Raw genomic sequence first — 22,179 nt, forward strand, 5'->3', positions numbered from 1 at the left:
GTTACCGATCAGGCCGATATGCTTCGGCTTGAAGAAGCCTTACCAGGTATGACGGCGCGGTATGCCAAAGCAATGGGCTTTTCAGAAGCGGAGTTTAGCGAGCAGCTTCAACAGGGGATAGTCCTTAAACCAATTCTGAGAGAAGCCTTAACCAAAATCCTTGTCGACCCGCTCTTGCAGGTGTAAAACGATCAGCTAGTATCAGAGGCCCGAGCTATAGACTCGGGCCTTTTTGTAAGAAACAGGCTTACAGTCCAACTGACTACCTCCCGAGTTTGGACAAGATATGACTACTTCACCTCAACTTTAATCAGTTAAACGATTCGCTTTAACTTTACTAAACTTAGTTTTTGAACTTGAGTAAAGTTCATCAAATCGGTGAAGTGTATTCCAAAAGCTGCCGCAGCAATCAAAGGATTTATTGCCCTTATGGATCATCACTGCCGCATTTAGTAGCCGTTGGCTTTTCCCCCTAATCTTTGTACATTTATACCGACACAAGCACACGCAGGGCCGAATTGCATCAACTTTACTTGATGTACGGCTATGGCTTTACTTACCGATAATGATGTCTTCGGCTTTGATGGCTACTTTAAGCGCATCGCCGATTTGATGGTTAATTTGGAGACCCTCACAGACGGATGGGCCCAAAGTACAGTCGCTTCCGTGAACCGCATCCGAGCCTCGCTCGATGCCGCTCAAAAAGACCTGGCACCCCTCCGCGAAGGCATCAAGAGCCTGGGGAGTGTGACCCGTAATGGAGCCGATCAGCAAATCTCAGACTATATCCAAAAAATTAGTCAAGTCGGTCAGCGCGTTACTGTCGCCCGACAATCCCTGTCGATCCTAAATGAGGCTCAGCAACTCAACGGCAAGGTTGTTTCGGACCTGACGGCTCGGCTCGCCACTCTCGTTCAACGGTATCAGACCCTCGACGATCAGTCGAAAGACTATCAAAAGCAACAGCGGGCGCTCACGGCTGAAATGAAAACCGTCACGCGCGCGATCGACGCGCAGAGTAAATCGTTACAGGTCGGTAAATCGGCGATCGATGCGGCCGAGGGCTCCTTGAACCACCTCAAGCAGCAAACCGCTGATCTGAAGAAAACGCTCGACGCCATGCCGGGCGCGTATGACCTGTCGACCAAAAAGATCAACGAGCAGAACCGGGCAGCTGTGGCCCTCAATGACCAGTACCAAAAGAACATTGCCACCCTGCGTAAGGTTGAGCAGGGCCAACAGGTCTTTGGACGTAACGTGGGAAATTATCCGACCCAAACTCAAGCGTCCGGCAGTTCGGCGGCTAGTATGGCGCTGGGCGTGGGTAGCCGCCTGGCGGGCGCTGGTTTAGCCATTGCGGGGGTAGATTCAGCGATCGAGGCCATTAAAAAGGTGGGCGATATTACCCTCCAATTCGATTCGCTCGATTCGGCGCTGAAAGTGGTCTCCAACGACACGGCCCTGTTTACCCAGCGTCAGACCCTGCTACAACGCATTTCGGACGATTTGGGGCAAGATCTTTCGGTCGTCGAAAAGAATTATACCAACCTGACCGCTTCCAGTAAAGGAACCCGCTTGGAAGGAGAAGCTACCGACAAAATCTTTAGCTCGATTGTCGGTACCATGGGACGACTCAAACGACCCGCCGAAGATGTGGATGGGGCTTTGCTCGCCATTGGTCAAATGATGTCCAAAGGCACGGTGCAAAGTGAGGAATTGCGCGGCCAACTTGGCGAGCGTCTTCCGGGAGCCTTCAACATTGCCGCCCATGCGATGGGCGTCACGACGTCCAAGCTGAGTGACATGCTCAAAAACGGGGAAGTCGTTGCGTCGGACTTCCTACCCAGGTTTGCCGCCGAACTGGAAAAGACCTTTAACCCCAACCACGAACGGCGCGTCGAGGGGCTTTCGGCTAATCTGGCGCGCTTTCGCAACGAAGCCGTCGAATGGGTCAAGAGTGTCAACATCGGCGATACGGCGGGGGAATGGATTGGCAACATGACCCGCATGGCGCATTCGGTCCGGGAGTTCTTTTCGCCCGCCCTACAAACGGCGAACACCCGATTGGCCGATCAAACCGAAGTGGTCAAGCAACTGGAAACCCAATTGCCCGCCCTGCTCGCTCGCTACGACGAATTAAAGGCCAAATCGAAACTGTCCACCGACGAGCAACGGGAGCTAAAAACCGTGGTGAACGACCTGGCCAATCTCGCTCCCTCAGCCGCTACGGGCTTTGATGTGTACGGCAATGCGCTGGATATTAATAAGTCCAAGGTGATGGCGTTTACCCAGGCACAGCGCGAATTAAACGCTGAGCTCAATAAATCGGCTATTGAAGCCTTGCGCGTGCAAACCAGTAGTACCATGCAATTGGCGTCGGAGGCAACAGCTCGTTTAAATCGGGGGACCAAACAGGAATCTTTTGGAAAGCCGTATTTCTTAATGACCGATGAGGAGAAACGGCGCGCTACGGACAAAGACCCCGGAAAACGCCGGGAAGTACCGCTAACCGACGAGGAGCGAAAGCAGCAACAGGCCGACATACAAGCTCAAAATCGCCAAATCGAGTTAGGGCTGACGCAGCGGTTGCAGTTAGGCGATAAGCTCGACGCGGCTTCGGTCGCCTGGATCGAACACTCCGGATCGGCGGCTCTCAAACAATACAAGTTAATCAGCGACTACAACGACAAGATTGCGGAGCTAACAACCCGGCAGGCCAGTCTACTGCTGAAAGGCGATAAGGAAAGCCTGAAACAACGCGAAGCCATCCTGAAAGAAATCAAGGCTTATGAAGACAAGAAACGAGCTATCCTAAGCCCGTCGTTAACATCCGCGGCCTCAGGAAGCGACCAGCCGGGTCAAAGCGAAGCAGCGGCTAACAAAGCCCGGATCGCCGAAGAGAAGCGGCTACGCGACGCGCTATCGCTGGCCAAGTCAACCTCAGACCGCAACCTGGGCAAACTCAATGACGATAAACAGGACGGGCTCCTGGACGAGCAAACCTTTATCGAGCAGCGGTTACAGATTACGCTCAAGGGCCTGAGCGAGCGTCAGGTTTTGCTGGAACGAGCTAACAAAAAGGAGACCGACGATTATATCAACGTACTCCGGGAGAAAGAGAAAGCGGAAACCGAGTACAAGCGTTCACAACTTCAACTGGATCTAAAGACTACTAAGAGTCAAACCGGCGCGACTGTGTCTGCGCTGGATGTCCAACATAACGAAGGGGGACTGAGTGATCTGGACTACGAAGAAAAGCGGCACAAAGCGCTACAAGCGGGCACGACGCGCGAAATGGCGATTCTCAAGGAAGCTGGTCAGGAGGAATCCGAATTGTATAAGCAAGCTTACCAACATCAACTAGATGAACAGGCGGATTACTTAAAGCGCAAGGTAAAGGCCGAGGAGAAAAACTGGAAAGAAGGATTATCGGAAGCTAAAGACGCCCTCAAGCAGGTCAACGAGACCGTAGCGGCTGAACTGGAAAATCGCCTGCAGGAACTCGAAAAATACTACACCCAGCAAGAGAACCTGATTAAACTGGATGTGGCCAAGGGCACCATTACCCCGGGCGAGGGGGATGCTAAACTATACTCTCTCCAGATGGCGCACCTGAAAGAGCAGGCTACTGCGTTTGAGCAGTCTTACGCCAAAGATCGGCAACTCAGTAACTCGCTACTTGACGATAAGATCGAGCAGCTTAAGAATTACCGGGACTATGCCATGCTGACCGATGCGGAAATCGAAGCAGCTAATCAGCAACTCCGTGAACTGGAAAAGGTCCGTGGTCAGGAAGCGGCTGCCGACAAGATGAAGTTGGACGGAAAGATGGCTGACAATGGGATTGCTCAGGATGCTCGGGAAACCAGTGAGAAGCTGAAAAACGCGGAGAAAGCTAAGAAGAAACGCGATGCGTTGTTGCAACTGGGAGCCGAGTTCGCCACCACGCTGGGCGATACCGCCTTTAGCATGATGACCAGCAACAATGAGCGGGAATCCCAGGCCCTGGAAAAGCAGCACGACAACGAGCTTAAATTGGCAGGCGACAACGCCGATGCCAAACAGCGGATCGATGAGCAGTATAACAAACGAAAGGCCGAGATTGCTCGTAAGCAAGCCGTTCAGGAGCGGGACCAGGCGCTGTTCTCGATCGCGCTGAAAACGGCGATGGGGGTGGCCTCGGTCTTATCGACCGGGGGTGGTACCTACTACGCGGATCTAGGGATTTCGGCAGGATTACTAACCGCCTTTGTGATTGCGACGGGGGCATTGGAAGCCGCAGCGGTGCTGTCTCGCCCCTTACCGGCGTATAAGTATGGTAAACTTGAAACCGATAATTATACTGGTCTAGCCTTGGGCGGGGAAGCCGGTACTGAATTGCTGGTCGATCGCGCCGGTTATTCGCAGCTACTGACCAAGCCAACCGTATTCCAGACTAAACCCGGTGACCGGGTCTATACCGCAGCGGAAACCTCAGCGCTACTGGGCAATTGGAGCAAGCAACAAGTGGCTGACATCGCCCAACAGGAAATTAGTCTTAACCACCAATCGGCCGATCAGCTTCAGTTGGGCCGCATCCAGCAGCAAGCCGCGATTTATCAACTCGCTCTTCAGGGTTCGCCCTCGCTGACCAAACAGGATATGTACGAAGCCCTCGGAAAGGCTCTCGACGAGCGGCCCGTTCGTGAGACGATTTTCGACGAGCAAGGGATGCGTGAGCGCGAACGTCGCGGTCGCAACCTCACTGAGTACTACAAGCGACGCTACGGCGCATAAACGTAAAACGATGCTAACATTACCCATTTCGGATTCGCTCACCGTGAGCCTGTATAATTCGATCAAAGAGTTTCCGGCAGCTCGCCAACTCGACGCCAAGCTGTTTGCCATTGAGCAGGCGGGGCTGTCTTTATCACCCGAGGAACTGGAAGTCCGTAAGGAGCGGCTAGACCTGTTGCTCGCCTTCAATCAGCAGGCCGATTATCAACTAGAAGCCTATAATTATCAGCTCTCGATTACCTTACTGGAACAGGGTTATAATCCGGTCGAACCGGAATGGGCCTGCCATGTGCAGGCCATCAACGGGGAGCCGGTAACCGATTATTCGGAAGACGCGCTCGGCGCGCGCGTGACGGCCCTCAAGCAGCAGGGTCTAAGCCTTGAACAGATTGAGACTTCACTAGCAACGGTTAAAGCGGAGATGCTGGCCGAAATCAAGCGGTATTATCCGAACCGGGTCATTCGGGGCAAATACAATAACCTGCAGCGGCAACTCAATTACGGAATCGCGCTGGCTGATCATTTGGCACTCGATACGGAGGAAACCAAAGCCAAGCTAGACAAAACCACGCTCGACGTGCTGACGATGCAGAAGCCGATCGATCTGCGTGACGAGACCAATAATACCCCTGTGAGTTTAGAGAAATCGCAATTCAGGCTGTATACGAGGCTTCAGGAGTCGGGTTGCAATGATGTCAATTCGCTAACGGTTTATCAGTTCTACGGCTGGCTGGAGATGCTGGAAGAGCGGAATGAACAGCAGGCTTTGGCGCTGGCTAAGGCCAAGAAACGATAGGGTTCTTGACGATTAAAGACTTGCCTTAGCTACGAACAGTCAATCGGGGCCATGGTAAAGCTAGTCAGAAAGCGGAAAACGAGGACGTTTGCCGACCACTAGGCCACTCTGATATTAGCTGGGGCACTGGAATCCCATTCTGATTTTAATTCGTGTATGGCTACACCCGCATACTTAGCTTGGCCAATTCCTAATTGATCTATAACATCACTAATTCGTCTTCGGCCAATGGAAAGACGAGCGCCATTTCGCATAATCAACTGCGCTTCGATCGAGGAAGCGACAACGCAGCTATGAATGTGTTGCGGGTTGACCAGGCTACCTTTGTGAACACGTATAAACTGAGGCCAGCGCTCACTGTACCATTTCAGCGTCCGACTCGTTAAAATTGACTTACCGTTCAGCAAATACACGGTACAGTAGTTAACGTCTCCAACCAAATAAAGCACTTTCTCCGGCTCAAACTTGTGCTGTAGTTGAGCAGCTTCTAATCGTTTCATAACAGGAATAGTTGAAAGGAGTGGAAAAAATGTATGATATAAATGAGTAGTGGCTCGTAGAACTCGAGGCTCTATAGACCTGCCTATCCTGGCTGCTACCCCTTATAGGTAGGCAATTCAATTCTAAACTCAGTTCCCTCTCCTTGATGACTCTCCACCAGCAAGGTACCACCATGACCCTTGGTGACAATATCATAACTGAGTGATAGGCCTAAGCCAGTTCCCTCCCCGGTAGGCTTAGTGGTAAAGAATGGCTGAAAGATCTTGCTCTTAACCGACTCAGGAATACCTGTACCGTTGTCCCGAACGCGAACGACCTCTTTCCCAGCTACCTGGCTTGTGCTAACCCAAACAGTCGGTTGATAGTCTGCATGATGGGTTTGGCTGGCTCGCTGCGCAACCGCATAAAAGGCATTGTTGTACAGATTCAACAATACTCGTCCAATCTCCTGAGGCACCGTTTCTAGCGGCTCCAACGCCGGATCAAACTCGGTGACTAATTCACAGGCAAAGCTTTTGTCCTTCGCTTTAAGTCCATGGTAAGCAATTTTGAGGTATTCATCGGCTAAAGCATTGAGGTCAGTAGGCCGTTTCTCGCCTGTTTCAACGCGAGAGTGTTCCAGCATACCCTTGACGATGCTGCTGGCACGTCCGCCGTGATGGTTGATCTTTCGTAAGTTAGCTTTTAGATCCGCTAGCAGTTCTGTTTCTAACTCGGTATCTCGTTGCGGTTTGTGCCGTTCTTCTTCTAATTCAGTAACTAGTTCAGTACTTACTTCCGAGAAGTTATTGACAAAGTTCAAGGGATTTTGAATCTCGTGGGCAATACCGGCTGTCAGTTCGCCCAGGCTGGCCAGCTTCTCTTTCTGGATAAGTTGGGTCTGCGTGGATTTGAGTTCAGTCAGGGTATGGTCCAATTGATCCCGTTGCCGTTCTATTTCTACTTTTTGTTTCGACAGGAGTGCATTGAAGCGTTGCTTCACGTGATTTTGGCGAAACAGAACGGCTACGAATAACGCAAAGAGAGCGAGCCCACCTAGCAATCCTGTCCTGACTTTACGCTGAGTGTCAATGTCCAGATTCAGCAGGGAGATTTGATAATCTTGTTGGCGCTTGTTTTGAAGGGCTTTGGCTTCCAATCGCTCCTTGTCGAGCTTTTTGTCTAGTTCCGCTTGTTCCGCTTTCGACTCAAGTAACTGCTTCTCCGCCTGGGCTTTTAACCCATCGATTTCCCGCTGTTTTTCAATGGCCAGGATGTGTTGGCTTTGCTGTAGTTTTTCCTGCTTCAATCGATTTTTCTCTTGCTCCTCTTTTTCAATAGTCGATCGAATTTCCACGTCCGCTAAATAACTGGCTTCGTCTTTCTGGTCGGATTCTTTTCGGAGTTTTTGATACTCTTTCAGATACTTATAGGCTTCCAGTGGTAGTCCAGCTTCCTCATAGACTTCGGCCAGCAACAGCGATGACTTTGTGGTTACGAATCTAAATTGACCTGAGATCTGGTGGCGTGTCGAAGATTTATCGTAGCTCATCTTGCCATACTTGATGCTTTCCTGAAGTTGACCTAACTTCTGATAGCATTGAGCCATGTAGTAGGTCATATAGGAAGCCAGTCGGGTAGAATCCGTTGTCTGATTAGCAAAGGCCAGTGCTTGCGTGAACTTCTTCAACGCTTCCTGATAGCTGCCTTGCCCCATCAGCAGCTGCCCTTCCGCATCGTAATGCCGAGCGGTAATAATTTTTTTGAAGTTTTCACTATGGAGATTGTTCGGGGCTTTTTGAGATTTGTCGATAAAGTATTTGGCTTCCTCAAATTCTTTCAGGTTGATATAGGAGAAAGCTATTTGAAGATAAAGATCGGGTAGGCTATTTGCACTATTGTTTATATTTTCCGCAGCTAGAGTAGCTGATTTTTTTAAATACTCGGCGGCCTTCCTATTTAGGCCCAAATCGAAACTGATTATTCCCAGGCGATAAAGCGCGCTGAGCCGTAGTTCTTTCTCCCCAAGGTTTTCCAATAGCTGCACGGCTTTGGTATCAAATTCAAAACTTAAATCCTTTCGATTCTGAGACGCATATATCTGGTGGAGGAAGTAATACATTAAGGCTTTCTCCCGGCTATCTTTTGTGTTGGACAGAATGGTTCGGGCCTCAATTTCGGTCTCTCTGGCTTCCTTGGCTTTGCCTTCTTTTTCATAAACCACCATTTCATGTCTGTAGATAAAAAAGGGAAGATCGGGTTGGTTATTTTCTCTAAATAGCCGAATGGCCTTCTCTAAATAGGGAGCCTGTTCATCTCGTGGAATATACCCCAGGTAGGCGATCAGCAAATTGGCCAGAATCTCCCGATCCAGATGTTTTTCAAAGTAGTTTATGGCCACCAGCATTTGAGCTTTTGCTTGTGGGTTTTTCCGAAGGTCAGGCATCCTTCCGCCGAGCTGAAAAAATTCTTCCGCTTGCTTACGGTCATCATAAGACCACCTGGTCAGAAAATGATAAAATGAATAAGTATGAGGGCTATACGAGTTGAAATAGTCCAGTGTTCGCCAGTACAAACCATCCCCTTTCACATAATGCAGTTTGTTGGCCAACTGATGCGCTCGAACGGTTTCCAGGAGCCCCCGTTGAAACTGCATATCATAGAAGCATAGGCGGGCTAAATAATTAAGGCGTTTAACGGTGGTGGTATCGGATTTAGGGTGCTGATTGATCAGGGCTTGTAGGCTATCAATTTTTACCCGATACGGTGTAGCCGCTTCCTGGGCCTGCGAGTGGCTTAGGCAGGAAAAGAAACTAAACAACAGACAAAAAAAGAAATGTCGAGGCATGGTCAGGATGGAGAAAAAACGAATACCAAGCAACTAGGCTTAGGCTTTTCAAAGATCTCACTATTAACCGCGAGCGGCTATCTCATTTGAGCCAAAAACTAATCCGTTTGGGACATGGCAGTCTGACCAGAACGTAAAAAGTGATGATGAGAACTGGGCTTGATTTGCCTTTTCTATAAAAGACGATTAACGCTATGCAGCAGAAAATCTATCAGGGTGAACTCTCTCCAGAAGCACTGGCTGACTACTTAGTAACCTATTTTGATCCTCAGCACGATATTCAAGCCCAAAAATTAGGCAAGGATGCTACATTCATTGTGCAGATTGGGGCGGGGGATGTGATTGAAAAGATTCATAATGCCGTCAGTGTCACTATTACCAAAGGGGAGACAGGCTCGGGCCTGGTGGTTACCATGGGTGAACAGCGCTGGTTCACCCCTAAAATGGCCAGTAGCGCGGCATTCTGGGGGATCATTGCCTTACTAATCACTCCCTGGGCCTTGTTCATGCTGCTTTGGCCGTTACGGGATGCGATTGCGGGTAGTGTGATGCCTGAAGAGATCTGGAATCAGATTGATTTAGGGGTAGCTAGTCAAGGCGGCTCACTGACAGCAACCCAGTCGCTTAAACATCCACATGAGAGCTAATGCTGCCCATCTTTGAGGAGCTGGCAAGGTATTTTTACAGGAAACAATACGGACTCGATGCCCTGGAGATGTAGGTGATCTAGTTATTTTATGCAATAGCCAGGAGCGTTTCTTAAGTGAAGGCATAGGTTCTGAACCACTAGGGGCAAAATCCCCAGATTTAGGACGAAAAGCAACGAAACAGAAGCTAGTTAGGACTCCTCGTTTTGCAGCTCATATTGTTGCGTAGATTGATCCACAAACAGCCGGTACATAATGGGACTATTAAAACGGCCCACCTTTAGGTAATATAACCCACTGGGTAGTTCGGTAAGGTTCAGACTGCGTTTGTATTGGTTGGTATTAAAACGCTGCTCGAAGATTTCCTGGTGGTCTGCATCCTCTAGCGCTACCATTAGCCATCGACTGGAGAATTGCGCGCATTTCACGGTTAATTTACCGGATGGGTTCATACTCGGCTCGACCAGCAGGACAGCATTTCCTTTTCGCAAGACCACATGGCGAAGCGACTGCTCGGCAGTGGGTCGGTAAACAGGTATATAAGCTGCCGAAACCGCAGGTTTCTCAGTTAAATAGGTGGTCGTAAGAATCCGGTTATTGACCAGATGGGCCAGCAACTTATCCAGTGCGCGTTTAGTCTGCCGGTCGACATGCCGGGCACTAGTAGGAAGGGGCTCCTGATAGAGGAGTTGATGATGGGTATTGTAAAATTGGACCGTTGGTGTTTGGTCGGTTTGGTCGGCTCGCAGGGTCCAGTAGGCTTTGGATGAGTCAGGTTTAGTGTAAGCATACTGATCGGGGGACTGAGCAATTGCATAGCCTACGGCCAGAAAAGACAGCAAAAAAAGGAACCAGAAGGTTTTTGAGGCTTTCATGGGAGTATGTTTTATAGTTGTTTACAGCTTAGGTAAAGTCAAGTCCTGTGCCAAGTAAAAAATAGGCTTTGGGAAGCTGTAAGGGGTATTTTTTCGGCTCATTGCGTTCGAAATCGGACAACGAGTGTCCGATTTCGAACCGCTATTGACGTGAATGCGAGTTCACTTCTTTAACGATTCACTTCGGATCACGGGTATCGTGGATTCAGGTCATGCCGAACCGGAATGAGCTGAATTTATCGACAGCAAAACGCGTTTGCAGGTTGCCTACGTAATAATTGGTTTCCACAAAAAGGCCCGGCACTACTAATGCCGGGCCTTCAATACCCACTCATATATATAAAGTCTGTTAGCTCAGGCTTCGAGTTGTTGAAGTTTAGTATCGATCAGTTCATTGATTTCCACCTTGAAGTTACGAAGTTGTTCAGCAGTCGTCAGATTGGCAATAAGCCTTTGATCCCGCAGAGGCTCACCCTCACCTCGCAATAGGTATTCTGCTGAAATGCGAGGCTCTACGGCGCACATGCGTTCAAGAGTTTCCGAATTCGGCTTCCGGTTATTTTTTACAATATTATAAAGCGAAGAGGCAACCAGGCGGTGAGTTTCAGCAAAGGCGTGAGCGTTCGTTTGCAATCGCTCAAAAATTATCTGTACTCTCTGGTTGATAGTTACCATGTGAAGGTCTTCAAAGTTGTATCACAAAGTTATCAAAGTTGTAAGAAATAACAATAAAAAAGCAATATTGAAAATATTTATGGTAAATAAATTGCACTTAATTACAACATTGAATAACTTTGATTGTAAAATTTAGAACACTTCGAGGTAAAGGCAGAAAAGGCGATATAGTACCGATGAGGTTGCCCGCTGGACTGTAAGTCTAGACTGAGGAGGTAATTAAAACAGTAAACCCCGAACCGTGAATGCTTGGCGGCTATCGGTGCGGGGCTCTATGTCAAACATTTTAACTTTCATTATTATGTCAACGGGACAAAAGTACTCGGGGAAAGGGGATTCTACAACCCAATCTACACAAACGGCCCAAAACGAGGCCAAATTAGCCGCTACGACTAAGAAACGGTCAAAGAGCGGTATCACCTTCGATAAGGAGGACAATGAAACGGTCACTATCCCAATGGCTTTTGGGGGACGGATGCAAGACCCCGTACAGATTAACCGACTTCGTCAAGACATTCGTGCATGGTTTACAGCCTACATTCCCGTTTGGGAATCTAGTTTCAATCCGAATGACCTCGAAAAGTCTATTGAACATTTCGAGGTTCTCGATGAATTCTTGAGCGCACTTGTTGAGGAGGGTATTACTCAAATGGAAAGCAAGGAGGGCTTACGTGATGATAAGTGAAGCTTTGCCCAAATCCCGCGTATTGCGTAAGAGTGATCGGAAAGTCCCTGACTACTCCAAACGACCCAAAAAATACGATCGGAAAGCCCTACTCAAAAGAGAGTTGCCCGTCAGCGTTCGATTTGGCCTTGTGCCACTAAAGGACGGACAAGAATACGGCGAGTTTCATCCTCTACTAGCGACTGTTCGCGTTGTCGATGGACTCAAGGCCACCTCAAACGCTTCTCGTCTTGATAACACCCTATTGGTAAGGCCTGCTGACTGGTCGCATGAAGACCAGGCGAGTCGATGTCAAGATAACTTGGTAAATGAGAGCATTGGTTTTGTTAAGGCTAAAGTTGAACAGATTTACAGAGCCCAGAAACAAGCGGGGCTCTCCGTAGCCGCAAGGTCAATTATTCTTGAACTTACGACCGGCAACCGACCTCAACTGAGTAACGGAAGATGGGGTTTCCCGCGCCCTGAACATGATCCGAAAACAGCCATGAAACTCTTAACGCACCTATCAGCGAATAGCCCCTTGGTTGATGCATATCAGGCGTACGTTGCACATTTATACGCACAGAAAGGCACCCATAATGGACTATCTGTTATTAGCTTGCGCCGTTGGGATCGTGGATTGAAGCTGCTCACCACCTACGCAGAGGAAATGGACATACAGCTTCCTATCGTTAGTAATATTACGGTCGGTTGGGCCAAGCGGTACCATGCCTGGCTACAACGTCAGACTGGAGGTTCAAAATGTCTTAAGCCCGTTAGCAAAGGGCAAGCTAGTCGCTTTGTTCTGAAGATTTCCAATGTACTCGACTGGATGATTGAGGAGGATCTGATAAACAACAATCCGGTTAGCCGGGTTAGTTGGCCCAAATCGCCTGATAAAGAGGTTCGGTTTTTAGAGCCAACCCATGTTCATCAACTGTTAAATCTTGATTGGGAAGGTACACAAGGTATTGCCCTATGGTGGTTTTGTCTAATGTGCTGTACAGGCCTGGATTATCCCGATGCGGTCGCCTATGCTCAAAACCGAAAAGCGTATGAAGTGCACGGGAGTGCCGGAATGAAGCTAGTCGGGAAGCGTAACAAACCTCCTCATAGCGAATATCATCTACCCTTGCTGGACGAGGTCGAGACACTATTTACTATGTTTCCTCAGGGCCCGGTAATTCTTACCAATACCTGTATCAATCGGTATACAAACAAGATTGAGAAGGAGTTGGGTATTGACTGGCGAATAACGAACAAAACAGCCCGCAAAACATTTGGCTTTCTAGTTCGGGAAGCTGGGCATCAGATTGCTGATGTTAGCTTAATGTTGGGCCACAAGCGGATTGCGACTACGGAGCGCTATTACGTCAAAGTGATTGGGACATCAATCGATCGAGCGATGAGTCGTGTAAAAGTCAATATCAGCGAATTGGCGGGCAATCAAATAGGCGAGGAGGGCTTATTTCATGAATAACTCTGTCAAACGAACTAAACTTTCATTACCGCCTACTGAATCTAAAGTAATGTGGAAGCCTTTAGTGGACTATAAAGGTCAATACGAAGTGTCAGATTTAGGCCAAATCCGTAGCCTTCAAAGTGGCAACATTGTCCGTACTCAACTAAGCGATTCAGGTACTAGCTATGTTACATTGCGTCCATTAGGTAGTGAACTTGGCACGGAGGTTTGTGCCTTTATTGATGAGCTTGTGGCAAAAGCCTTTTTAGCTAACCCCAAGAATTACAAGCGTGTAGTACATATTGATGGCGACTTACAAAATAATAAGGCATCAAACCTTAGATGGAATACTGATGTCGTGGAGGCTGTTAGTAGTCAGCCCGTTATTGCAAATAAGCCAGAGGAATTGTGTATTCCTGTCAAGATTAATCAGTCCGGTAAACCTGTAGTAGGACGCCGAAAAGTAGCGATTTCAATTCGCTTTAGATTGCGCCCTGTGGTTTCGGGGAAAGGGTATCACTATACACACCCGATCCAAACCACTATTGATAAGTCATTGGGACAAAAGCCAAGCCTACCGGCTCCGATTCAAATACGAATCACCGTTGAAGGCCAAGAAGATGGAGGCTTTTATTTGCGTTGGCCTGAGTTTGAAAAACCTAACCCACTACTTCCGTGGGATGGTGAAGTAGTGACCGTTGATCGTAAGTTATGGGATCAGAAAGAACGAAAATTAAAGGGTCGTCATTCAGAAATAATTGCCTTCAATGATGAGCTTAGGAAAACTGAGCTGTGCCTTAGGAATATTCTTCTAATCCAAAAGCAGCGACACAAGTCCGGCATAGGGCCGCTCCCAACGGTCAGAACCGTAAAAGAGGAGTATACGACAGGTCAGCCGCCCGCTTACTCGGGTATAGGTCATGCTCAACTTTCATCTAGAGATAGCTTGCTTAATGTCTATCAAGCTTACTGCAAGTTTCTGCTTTCCCAGAAAAGTACTCAACATGAATTAAGCGCCAACACGCTCGACAAATGGGAGTATGGGTTGAATTATCTAAAACGCTACTTAGGTGAAATTGGTCAGAGGGAGATTCGGGCAACAGAGGTGAACCGCAACTTTTTAAAGCGCTATCGCCTTTGGCTACTTCAAATCGTCGTGGGAAACCCTACGCAACTTTACCTGAAGAAGCTTATGAAAAAAAGTACAGCAGCCGAATACTGTGGGAAAGTTCAAAAGGTATTGGAATATCTACAGGATGAAAATATCGCCGTTGATGCGGGGGCTATTACCATGAAATTTGAGCGCTCAAAAGGTAAGTCCGTCTATTACCTAGCTCCTGAACACATTGATCGACTTTTTACCCTAGAGGTCGATAAGTTTCTAAGCCCCGCCCTTTGGTGGATAAAACTTATGTGTTTGACGGGACTCGATTATAAAGATGCCAAACTATATATCCAAAATCGGCAAGCGTACGAACGTGACGGAACGGAAGGCAGGAAGATAGTCATTACCCGTAGCAAAAAGCCCTGTAATGAATGTCATATTTATATGCTACCCGAACTTGACGAACTCCTAAGTCAAAAAGTCCCGAAGGCATACGTTCTCGGCTATTTCAACAAGAAGTCTCGCGAAATCGCCAAGCTCATTGGATTTCAGCAGGATTTTACGAGTAAAATTTGCCGGAAAACGGCGGGAAATTTGATGCTACGACGAGGTTTTTCGATGGCAGGCGTAGCGGGCATTATGGGACATAGTAACGTCACAACGACCATGAAACACTATGTCAAAACGGACGGGGCATTGGTTGATGAGGAGTATAAGAGTATCGTATTTAAGCGAGCGAGCAATCGACCTTTCTCTCAAATTCACAAAGCCGCCTAATCTCCTATTAGCCATGAACAATCAACCACTCCCAATAGCCGATAACCGTCTGTAGCATCGAGGCAACCCGTATATAAGACACGCGCGATCAGCCTAGCTAGTCGCGCGTGTTTTGCTTGATGAATTTGCCGACCAATTTCACCCTCTCATTGAGTTTATAATTCAACAACTTGTTTTATAAGAAAGTCCTGTATATCAGCATTCACTATTAAACCTGTTTTCTTTCGCTAATAAATAATTGCTTAGTCCTGTAATTGGTATTATTGGTAGCACATAAGCAAAATGATACCAACTAGGGTAATCCCCCCAAACTGTCGTAAGAAAATGAATATATGAGCCAACGCAGAATACTACTGCCCCAACAAACCAAGCACTTTTCCCGTTATCGTTCGCAATTTTTGTTGTCGTTATACTGGCTGTTATGGAGGCTACTAATCCAATAAATAATCTAGACAAAAGCATTCCAAGAGTATACGATTTATCTTTACTATGAGTGGCATAGTCAGCCCAACCAATGTGAAGTAGATATAAGCCAAGTTTGCCAATAATCATATAGGCAATTAGTCCGGCAAGTATGCCGAAAATTAAATTTCTTGTTGTTTTTGTCTGCCATATTTTTTTGCCCATTCGTATAAGCCATTTGTTTCATTCTTATATGTTCAACCGAATCAAATAGGTTTAACGCTTAGTTTAAAGCCCGGAACGCAAGTTGCAACCGGGCTTTTTTATGCACACAGAGTAATATTGGAAGGAAAATCTTAATTTAATAAAATGAGCCTACATGAGAAAAGTACAATGTTCGCCAAACTTTCACGCAATAGGTTGTATTTTGGTTTCGTACTTTACTTCCACAAGTACGAAAACGAAAAGTAATCTTTATAGATCTATGATGGTGTCTATAAAGACTAATACTCTACATCCCTTTTATTCACGAAGTTGATTACCAACGTATAATCGCCGATAATAGACAATAGTAAAATAGATGATTTAAGGCCTTTGTGTTGTACTATTTTTATTGAGTAAGATAATCTATGCGCAGACTGTTGATAGCTTTTCTTTTACCGATATTGGTAGTTAGCTGTTCCTCAAAGGAAATAGTAAAACCGGCTCCAAAAGCCGATTTTATATGGGAAAACGTAGGGAATGGCCTCATTCAGTTTACAAATCAGTCGACAAACGCTGATGTTTATAGCTGGCAGTTTGATGTGTATTCCACAACCACTAGTGAAAAGAACCCCAAGCGTCAATTTGGGAAAGGTAAGTATTCCGTTAGTTTATCAGTTCAAAATTCAGTTGGCGTCGATGGGATTACTAAAGTGATTGAGGTGACTTTGTAAGTTAACTGGCAACGCGTTGTAATACCCTCATGATCTTGTTTCGTACTTTAAGAAGAAAAGTACGAAAATTGTTGCTAGCCCATTAAAAATCTGAACCTGAATCTCAATTAACCCTCCCAAATGAGACAATGGGCGATTGGCATTTTCCTAAATTGGGCGTTTAAAAAGACGGCTTGATGGGATTTTTACAAACGTAGAATGTTGGTCGTCCGTTTGTAAGATTGGTCAGCCAACGAAAAATCGGTCTCTAGTTGTCGATGAATTGTCGGTAGGTCATCAAGATCTAACTCGCCTAGATTTACAAACTGGACTTACTACCCTTCATGGGACACCATGGCAAGATCATTTACTTTCCTGTCAGTAAACGATAGTGACTACTGGCAGCTTTAGAGGCTTTTTTTAATGAGCATTGATGAGCAAACGGTCTTGGGATAGCCGATTTGTGCGAGAACTTGAACAGGGTAGAGTACCCACCCGTTTATTGTCTGGGTTACGGATTCGTAAATCCATCGCAAACAAGCTCTATGAAATCGATTGAACCAACACCCCGCAGAGATTTCGTTAAGAGATCAATAGTCGGTACCCTGTCCCTACGGGCCGGTATTCCTTTATTGGCCTCCTTACTAACATCGCTCACCACCGAGGCATCTAGCCTATTGGATGATTCGCCCACAGCAGCCACGGAAAAGGAATTTCGTCAAAAGGTTATTGGGCCAGCTGAGCTTTCGCTGGTTACCAGTCAGATTGCCCTAAGTAAAGCGGCTAATACCTATGCGAAGGAGTTCGCGGGCTTTGAGTTGGAAGAGGCTAAGGCGGTTACGTCGGTGCTCAAAGATCTGGGCACCCCGGTACCAGCCATGGACGCTAAGGCTCAGGCTACACTGACCAAAATCAAGACCACCACCGGCGCTGCTTTTGACAAGGCGTATATTGAGGCCCAACTCGAGAATCATGAATTTTTGCGGGATCTGGCGCAGGATTATTTAACGAAATCAATGGGTAAAACCAGCCCTGCCGAAAGCCAGACGAGGCATTTGGCTACCCTAGCTTTGGCGGTGTTTAAAGAGCACGTTGCGCTGACCAAACAGATTTTAGGTCAACTTGGCAGCTAATCTGCATCGATACATCTTCCTGTTTAGTTTTTAGCCACACCGAGTCGGTGTGGTTTTTTTAGGCAATCCTGAAAAAACTGGAATTGAGTAGGTCCTGTTTCCCGGTAATTTTCCCAAACCCATACGTAGGTAGTTCGTTATCCAACCCAATTTATGTACTCAGGTAGTGCATACCCAATGAGACCGTTAATACCTTTTAGTTAAACAGGAGTTTCTACAAGGAACTATCAGGAACGTTTTTTTAATTGCGGCTTGGAATTTGCAACGCCGTCAGCAACTTGCCTTCATTCGACAAATGATCAACTCCTTTTCGAATGCGTATGCCACTGATTAAGTTGGACAGCTATCATAGACCGAAATTTCTCAGCAAACGCTCCAACTTGAGACAAAATAGCGTCCGTAGTTTCACGTTAGCTAGACCTGTTGGGAGTGCGATTGGCTAGATTTAACAAGTTTAGCGCCATCAGATAGGGCATGATGAAGGGAAAAGCAGGGATGGACACTAAATAAGTGGCAATCACCAGCGGCTCAAATGAAAACGAGGGGAGCACACTCAGTAAAGCACCCACTAGACTGAAAAACGCATAGATACGACAAGCCCTAGACTTGAACCAGCTGGCTGATTGTAGGGCTAATCCAAAAGCAGCTGTAGCTAAATATAAAAGGGCTACCTCCACTCCGCTTATCCAATTAAAAAGGGCACGCATGGACAAGTACCAATCGGGTCTTTTGGCCAGCGAAGCGGCCGAAAAGTGGGTGAACGATTCGTCTAAAAAGCTACCCCAATAGGCCATGTTGAGGATAAATAAAGGCAAAGCGATGCCCAACGCCAGTACACCCAGTAACCAATAGGGCTGCTCATTGCTCAGGCGGAGTTTGTTAGCCAGTAGGGTCAATCCAACTGTGATCAGCATTCCCCCCGCTATCAGCAGGGCATAGCGGATCTGTTGTTCGGTAGCGGTATTCACCCAGTCGGGTATAGAAGTAGGCGGAGGTCCCATGCCCGCGAAAAGGGTAAAGCCAACCCAGGGAATGATCACCAACAGGGCAATAATACCGAGTTGCCTTTGCTCAGGATCGGGATTGGTGAAGCAATTCTTTCCCAGGCTCCAGACGGCGAATGCCATCAAGGCGGCATGGGCTAACCAGATGGGTATATAAAGTTGGGGTTTGCTATGACCAAGGCCAAGGGCAACTCCAGCGGCTAAGAAAGGAACAAGGGTAAGGTAGAACCGGCTAAGGGCTTGTCGGTTGATCATAGTGAATTAAGGTAGCAAATTCTGCTACTTTAAGTAGCCAATCGACAAGGTACCCAGTAAACTATTCGAATCAACGTATTCTTATTAATCACACCCATGTGAGACGATAGGGCCTTCATACATCTGATTTAAGAAATGGGCATTTTATGAACCAGTAGATAGCCCGAAGTTTCGTGCTTTGGCTATCCGATAAGAGAGTAGACAACAGAAAAAACTTCCGCTTCTCGTTAGTTACCAAAGTTGATAGCTCTACATCTTGATATGAAAATTATCCTAACCTCCGTATTCTTAATCACCCTTTCAGGTTTATCAGTATTCGGTCGTTCAACGGCCGTTAGTAGCAAGCCTGATTCTGTTCCCGCTCAACAACGAGTTCACTTTAAGCTGGCTTCTACTACTAGCCCCAATCAACAGCAGTGGGCTACTGTATTTTTCTATCCAGCTAAGAGTCGATCAGGCAATGAAATCAATCTACCCGTTGGTTTTAATCAAACGACCGTACGGCTCAGTTCGGGGGATCGAGTGCTTGAAGTCGATGAGGATTACCTGTTCATTCCAAATGCTAATCGAATACGAGTTTTGGATGAAGATGCCCTGACATCACAGCACCCGATAAAGATCACTTACGAAGGAATAGTTAAAACCGTTGATAAACGGTTGATATTACGTTATAGGCCTTAGATTATCATATTGCCGCTTATAAAACAGATTTGGTCATGGTAAAAAGAGGATTGTACTACCTGATAATATACATCTGGTTGCCTTATAACTTACAGGCTCAAAATAATACGTTGAAACAGTGTTTAATAGATCAAGCAAAAGCTATTCAAGCCGTAGCGACTACTAAATCGACTACTCCAGGCGTATTTATTCAACCACTAGACGCTGCCTATCAAAAGTATCAACAAATTCATCACGATTGGGAAGAATGCGTAAAGGGTCATCAGATGCCCCTCTCTACCTTTAAGACGCTTAATGGTGAATCGTACGACTCATCCACATTGGCAGGTAAGGTCTTAGTGATCAATTTTTGGTATATGGGTTGTGTCCCATGCGTGGCTGAAATGCCCGCGTTAAATAGGCTAGTTGAAGAATACAAAGGCAAAGGCGTACTCTTTCTGGGTTTTTCCTCTGATAAAGCTGAACAACTAAAACCCGCTTTCTTTCAACAGCATCCCTTTAATTTTAAAATCATTCCTGATGCAAGAGATATTGGTAAATCTTTTTATTTCTTCGGTAATCCGACGACCTATATAATAGATCAACATGGTATTATTCGTAATGCTTGGGTAGGGGGAGCTGGGCTGGACAAATTAGGCCCATACACTAGAGCAAAGAAGGCTATTGATAATTTACTAACAACTTCTCATAAGTAAGTTAACAATTGTACTTTATACAGAAATAGTTTGATAGCTTTTTTGTTATTTTAAAAGTTTATTCCCTTTACATATTCATAGTTCTACAACGGAGCTAATTATTGTGCAAAAATTGCCTTATCAAAAAGACAATACCGGTTTTGTATTTTAACTAGACTGAGGCTCTCACTTTATTGCCGTCAGGACTAAGTAGCGCATTGTCTCTCCGCCAAATTTTGGATAGGGTAACTGAGAAGCAGTGAAATATTCCCCATCGAAAACAACCTGCTTATCAACGGTCTTTAACTCATCCGGCATATTACAAACCAAGCCACTCAGTGTATTGTCGATGCCTCCCAGATAGACATTGATATAATACATGTTTAAGTCATCCCTAAATCCTATTCTCCCTGCTTGTTTAGTAACCTTTTTTTCTGAAATCAACGAAAAAGAACACGTGTTTTTGGGCAAGACAATAGATATAGATTCTTTAGTTTCTAATACATCTGGCTCTTTTTTATCATCACACCCAAAAGCTATAACTAGCAGGATGAATATGCTCTTTTTCATATTTCGGTAAGCTTATCTGTTTGACCAAGCATATAACGAGATGGTAGCCACTATCAGTACTACTATTCAAAAAGTACCAAAAACTGATAGGAATATACGTTATACTTTTTTTATTATAATTGTACAACTACACTTATTGTTATGTGAGAAATATTATACGAGAAGTGAATAGCAAAAAAGGCTTATCTTAGAATAAGTCTATAATGAACCTTAAACAGGAATAAGTTTTTCATAACTGCCGTCAGCATTAAACACGATAATTAGACTACCACCATTTCCACCGTCTATACGGCGTCTAGCCACTTTTATTTTTTTATTGACTATGGGCATGTAACTTGTCCAACGAGTTTTAATCGTGGGTCGAGTATAAACCCGATCGCCAATAATTTTTTCTAAGCATCGATTTAGCTGGTCTTTATCCCCTACAGTCGGTTTAAGAACAAGTCCATTCGATTCAGCGTCGAAAATAAGGATGATATCTCCATCAAAATCAGCAAATCGATTAGGTGGATTATCCTTATATTCATCATCTATACTAGGCAAGAGCAACCAACAGAGTTTACCTTCTTGATTATGGTACTCCCGAAGAAGGACAATGCCTTTATTATGCTTTCCCCAATCCTGTTCACAACTGCGAATGAAGTCAACTAAAATCTTTCTTTTGTTATCGTCTGTAGCAATGTTTACCTGTTGGGCTTCCCGACAAGGTGGTCCGTCATCTGTCTGGGCATGTAGCCTCTGAAAAACTGTACACACCAAGATGATGAGAAACCAGTTCATCTTACTGCTCATACTATTCTCTGTTATGATAAATGGCAATATATTTAAAAGCCCCAAAATGGCTAGATATAACGATTAATAGCAGGATGATCGCTTTCACCCATCTTGTCACAAGATAACAACCGTTTGCGTTGCTACACCGTCATTATTCAGTTTCGTACTTTTCTTCTTAAAGTACGAAAATCGGCACCCATTTTACTCTACTTTCCTGTCTTAAGCTTCATAGTTGGGCATTTTTCGACAGTTTTATTTTCGTATTTCCTAGAATAGTACGAAAATGGAATTATCCTATCTACATGACCGCCTAACTCTATCCCATGGCCAAGGAGTAGAAAGAAGACCTGATAATGGAGCGGATAGCCCAGTACGAGATTGCGTTTTCGGGCGCGTCGATCAAGGATGTCAGGCGGCTAACTTAACTGTAACCGAGTTCGGCATCAGGACGAACCAACGCTAGCTCTATCTAGGGCTGGCGTTGGTCAGTTATCCCTAAGATTTCGAAGGCATCGCCCATGGACTCCATAGCAATTTGACACCTGGTCTTTCTGATTAAACGTTTGAGTAAGCTACTATTGGGAGGAGGTCAGTTTATAGCCAGGTGTCATATATTTATCCGATGCCTTTGGGTTCACCTAATCAATACATTTACTGTCTATTTCTT

The 22,179-nt window shown here is 46.1% G+C and carries 19 protein-coding genes; 11 read left to right on the forward strand and 8 right to left on the reverse strand.

Going from position 1 to position 22,179, the window contains the following annotated elements:
• The 3 genes from GO755_RS41145 to GO755_RS39840 form a co-directional block, all read left to right on the forward strand.
• The coding region (locus GO755_RS41145; protein ID WP_198175070.1) for a hypothetical protein at nucleotides 1-186 on the forward strand (186 nt) is incomplete at its 5' end.
• A 360-nt stretch (nucleotides 187-546) separates the two neighbouring features.
• Nucleotides 547-4,776, forward strand: coding sequence for a tape measure protein (locus GO755_RS39835; protein WP_157591027.1), 4,230 nt, complete (start codon nucleotides 547-549; stop codon nucleotides 4,774-4,776).
• A gap of 10 nt (nucleotides 4,777-4,786) precedes the next feature.
• A complete protein-coding gene (locus GO755_RS39840) occupies nucleotides 4,787-5,572 on the forward strand; it encodes a hypothetical protein (protein WP_157591028.1) in 786 nt (261 codons plus the stop codon).
• A 98-nt stretch (nucleotides 5,573-5,670) separates the two neighbouring features.
• Here GO755_RS39840 and GO755_RS39845 read toward each other — a convergent pair whose 3' ends face one another.
• Both GO755_RS39845 and GO755_RS39850 read right to left on the reverse strand, forming a co-directional pair.
• Nucleotides 5,671-6,072: a LytR/AlgR family response regulator transcription factor gene (locus GO755_RS39845; RefSeq protein ID WP_157591029.1), complete on the reverse strand. Its 402-nt coding sequence runs from the start codon at nucleotides 6,070-6,072 to the stop codon at nucleotides 5,671-5,673.
• Nucleotides 6,073-6,167: 95 nt separating this feature from the next.
• The gene (locus GO755_RS39850; RefSeq protein ID WP_227687283.1) at nucleotides 6,168-8,900 is read right to left on the reverse strand and encodes a tetratricopeptide repeat-containing sensor histidine kinase; all 2,733 of its coding nucleotides are present in this window, start codon (nucleotides 8,898-8,900) and stop codon (nucleotides 6,168-6,170) included.
• Nucleotides 8,901-9,094: 194 nt separating this feature from the next.
• Here GO755_RS39850 and GO755_RS39855 point away from each other — a divergent pair, with 194 nt between their 5' ends.
• Nucleotides 9,095-9,547, forward strand: a complete 453-nt coding sequence (locus GO755_RS39855; RefSeq protein ID WP_157591030.1) for a hypothetical protein — start codon at nucleotides 9,095-9,097, stop codon at nucleotides 9,545-9,547.
• A gap of 191 nt (nucleotides 9,548-9,738) precedes the next feature.
• Here the strand turns inward: GO755_RS39855 and GO755_RS39860 are convergent, their stop codons facing one another.
• Nucleotides 9,739-10,422, reverse strand: a complete 684-nt coding sequence (locus GO755_RS39860) for a T9SS type A sorting domain-containing protein (RefSeq protein ID WP_157591031.1) — start codon at nucleotides 10,420-10,422, stop codon at nucleotides 9,739-9,741.
• Between the two features lie 354 nt (nucleotides 10,423-10,776).
• A complete protein-coding gene (locus GO755_RS39865) occupies nucleotides 10,777-11,097 on the reverse strand; it encodes a hypothetical protein (protein ID WP_157591032.1) in 321 nt (106 codons plus the stop codon).
• A 301-nt stretch (nucleotides 11,098-11,398) separates the two neighbouring features.
• On the opposite strand from GO755_RS39865, the gene GO755_RS39870 reads away from it, so the two are divergent.
• The 3 genes from GO755_RS39870 to GO755_RS39880 are packed head-to-tail and all read left to right on the forward strand — an operon-like array spanning nucleotide 11,399 to nucleotide 15,105.
• Entirely contained in the window at nucleotides 11,399-11,782 is a 384-nt protein-coding gene (locus GO755_RS39870) for a hypothetical protein (protein WP_157591033.1), read from the forward strand.
• On the forward strand, nucleotides 11,772-13,241 hold the full coding sequence (locus GO755_RS39875; RefSeq protein WP_157591034.1) for a tyrosine-type recombinase/integrase: 1,470 nt from the start codon (nucleotides 11,772-11,774) through the stop codon (nucleotides 13,239-13,241). Before GO755_RS39870 ends, GO755_RS39875 begins: the two co-directional genes overlap by 11 nt.
• Nucleotides 13,242-13,290: 49 nt before the next feature.
• The gene (locus GO755_RS39880) at nucleotides 13,291-15,105 is read left to right on the forward strand and encodes an NUMOD4 domain-containing protein (RefSeq protein ID WP_198175071.1); all 1,815 of its coding nucleotides are present in this window, start codon (nucleotides 13,291-13,293) and stop codon (nucleotides 15,103-15,105) included.
• A 195-nt stretch (nucleotides 15,106-15,300) separates the two neighbouring features.
• Here the strand turns inward: GO755_RS39880 and GO755_RS39885 are convergent, their stop codons facing one another.
• A complete protein-coding gene (locus GO755_RS39885; protein ID WP_157591036.1) occupies nucleotides 15,301-15,732 on the reverse strand; it encodes a hypothetical protein in 432 nt (143 codons plus the stop codon).
• A 404-nt stretch (nucleotides 15,733-16,136) separates the two neighbouring features.
• Here GO755_RS39885 and GO755_RS39890 point away from each other — a divergent pair, with 404 nt between their 5' ends.
• Together GO755_RS39890 and GO755_RS39895 are read left to right on the forward strand one after the other, a co-directional pair.
• Nucleotides 16,137-16,442, forward strand: a complete 306-nt coding sequence (locus GO755_RS39890; protein WP_157591037.1) for a PKD domain-containing protein — start codon at nucleotides 16,137-16,139, stop codon at nucleotides 16,440-16,442.
• Between the two features lie 524 nt (nucleotides 16,443-16,966).
• On the forward strand, nucleotides 16,967-17,554 hold the full coding sequence (locus GO755_RS39895) for a DUF4142 domain-containing protein (RefSeq protein WP_157591038.1): 588 nt from the start codon (nucleotides 16,967-16,969) through the stop codon (nucleotides 17,552-17,554).
• A gap of 410 nt (nucleotides 17,555-17,964) precedes the next feature.
• Here the strand turns inward: GO755_RS39895 and GO755_RS39900 are convergent, their stop codons facing one another.
• Nucleotides 17,965-18,813, reverse strand: a complete 849-nt coding sequence (locus tag GO755_RS39900; RefSeq protein WP_157591039.1) for a hypothetical protein — start codon at nucleotides 18,811-18,813, stop codon at nucleotides 17,965-17,967.
• A 261-nt stretch (nucleotides 18,814-19,074) separates the two neighbouring features.
• Here GO755_RS39900 and GO755_RS39905 point away from each other — a divergent pair, with 261 nt between their 5' ends.
• Both GO755_RS39905 and GO755_RS39910 read left to right on the forward strand, forming a co-directional pair.
• The gene (locus GO755_RS39905; RefSeq protein WP_157591040.1) at nucleotides 19,075-19,494 is read left to right on the forward strand and encodes a hypothetical protein; all 420 of its coding nucleotides are present in this window, start codon (nucleotides 19,075-19,077) and stop codon (nucleotides 19,492-19,494) included.
• Nucleotides 19,495-19,529: 35 nt separating this feature from the next.
• Entirely contained in the window at nucleotides 19,530-20,189 is a 660-nt protein-coding gene (locus GO755_RS39910; protein WP_157591041.1) for a peroxiredoxin family protein, read from the forward strand.
• A gap of 165 nt (nucleotides 20,190-20,354) precedes the next feature.
• Here GO755_RS39910 and GO755_RS39915 read toward each other — a convergent pair whose 3' ends face one another.
• Nucleotides 20,355-20,738, reverse strand: coding sequence for a hypothetical protein (locus GO755_RS39915; RefSeq protein WP_157591042.1), 384 nt, complete (start codon nucleotides 20,736-20,738; stop codon nucleotides 20,355-20,357).
• A 210-nt stretch (nucleotides 20,739-20,948) separates the two neighbouring features.
• The gene (locus GO755_RS39920; protein ID WP_157591043.1) at nucleotides 20,949-21,530 is read right to left on the reverse strand and encodes a hypothetical protein; all 582 of its coding nucleotides are present in this window, start codon (nucleotides 21,528-21,530) and stop codon (nucleotides 20,949-20,951) included.
• Nucleotides 21,531-22,179: the final 649 nt, after the last annotated feature.

Source organism: Spirosoma arboris (assembly GCF_009754945.1).
Classification (GTDB): Bacteria; Bacteroidota; Bacteroidia; order Cytophagales; family Spirosomataceae; genus Spirosoma; species Spirosoma arboris.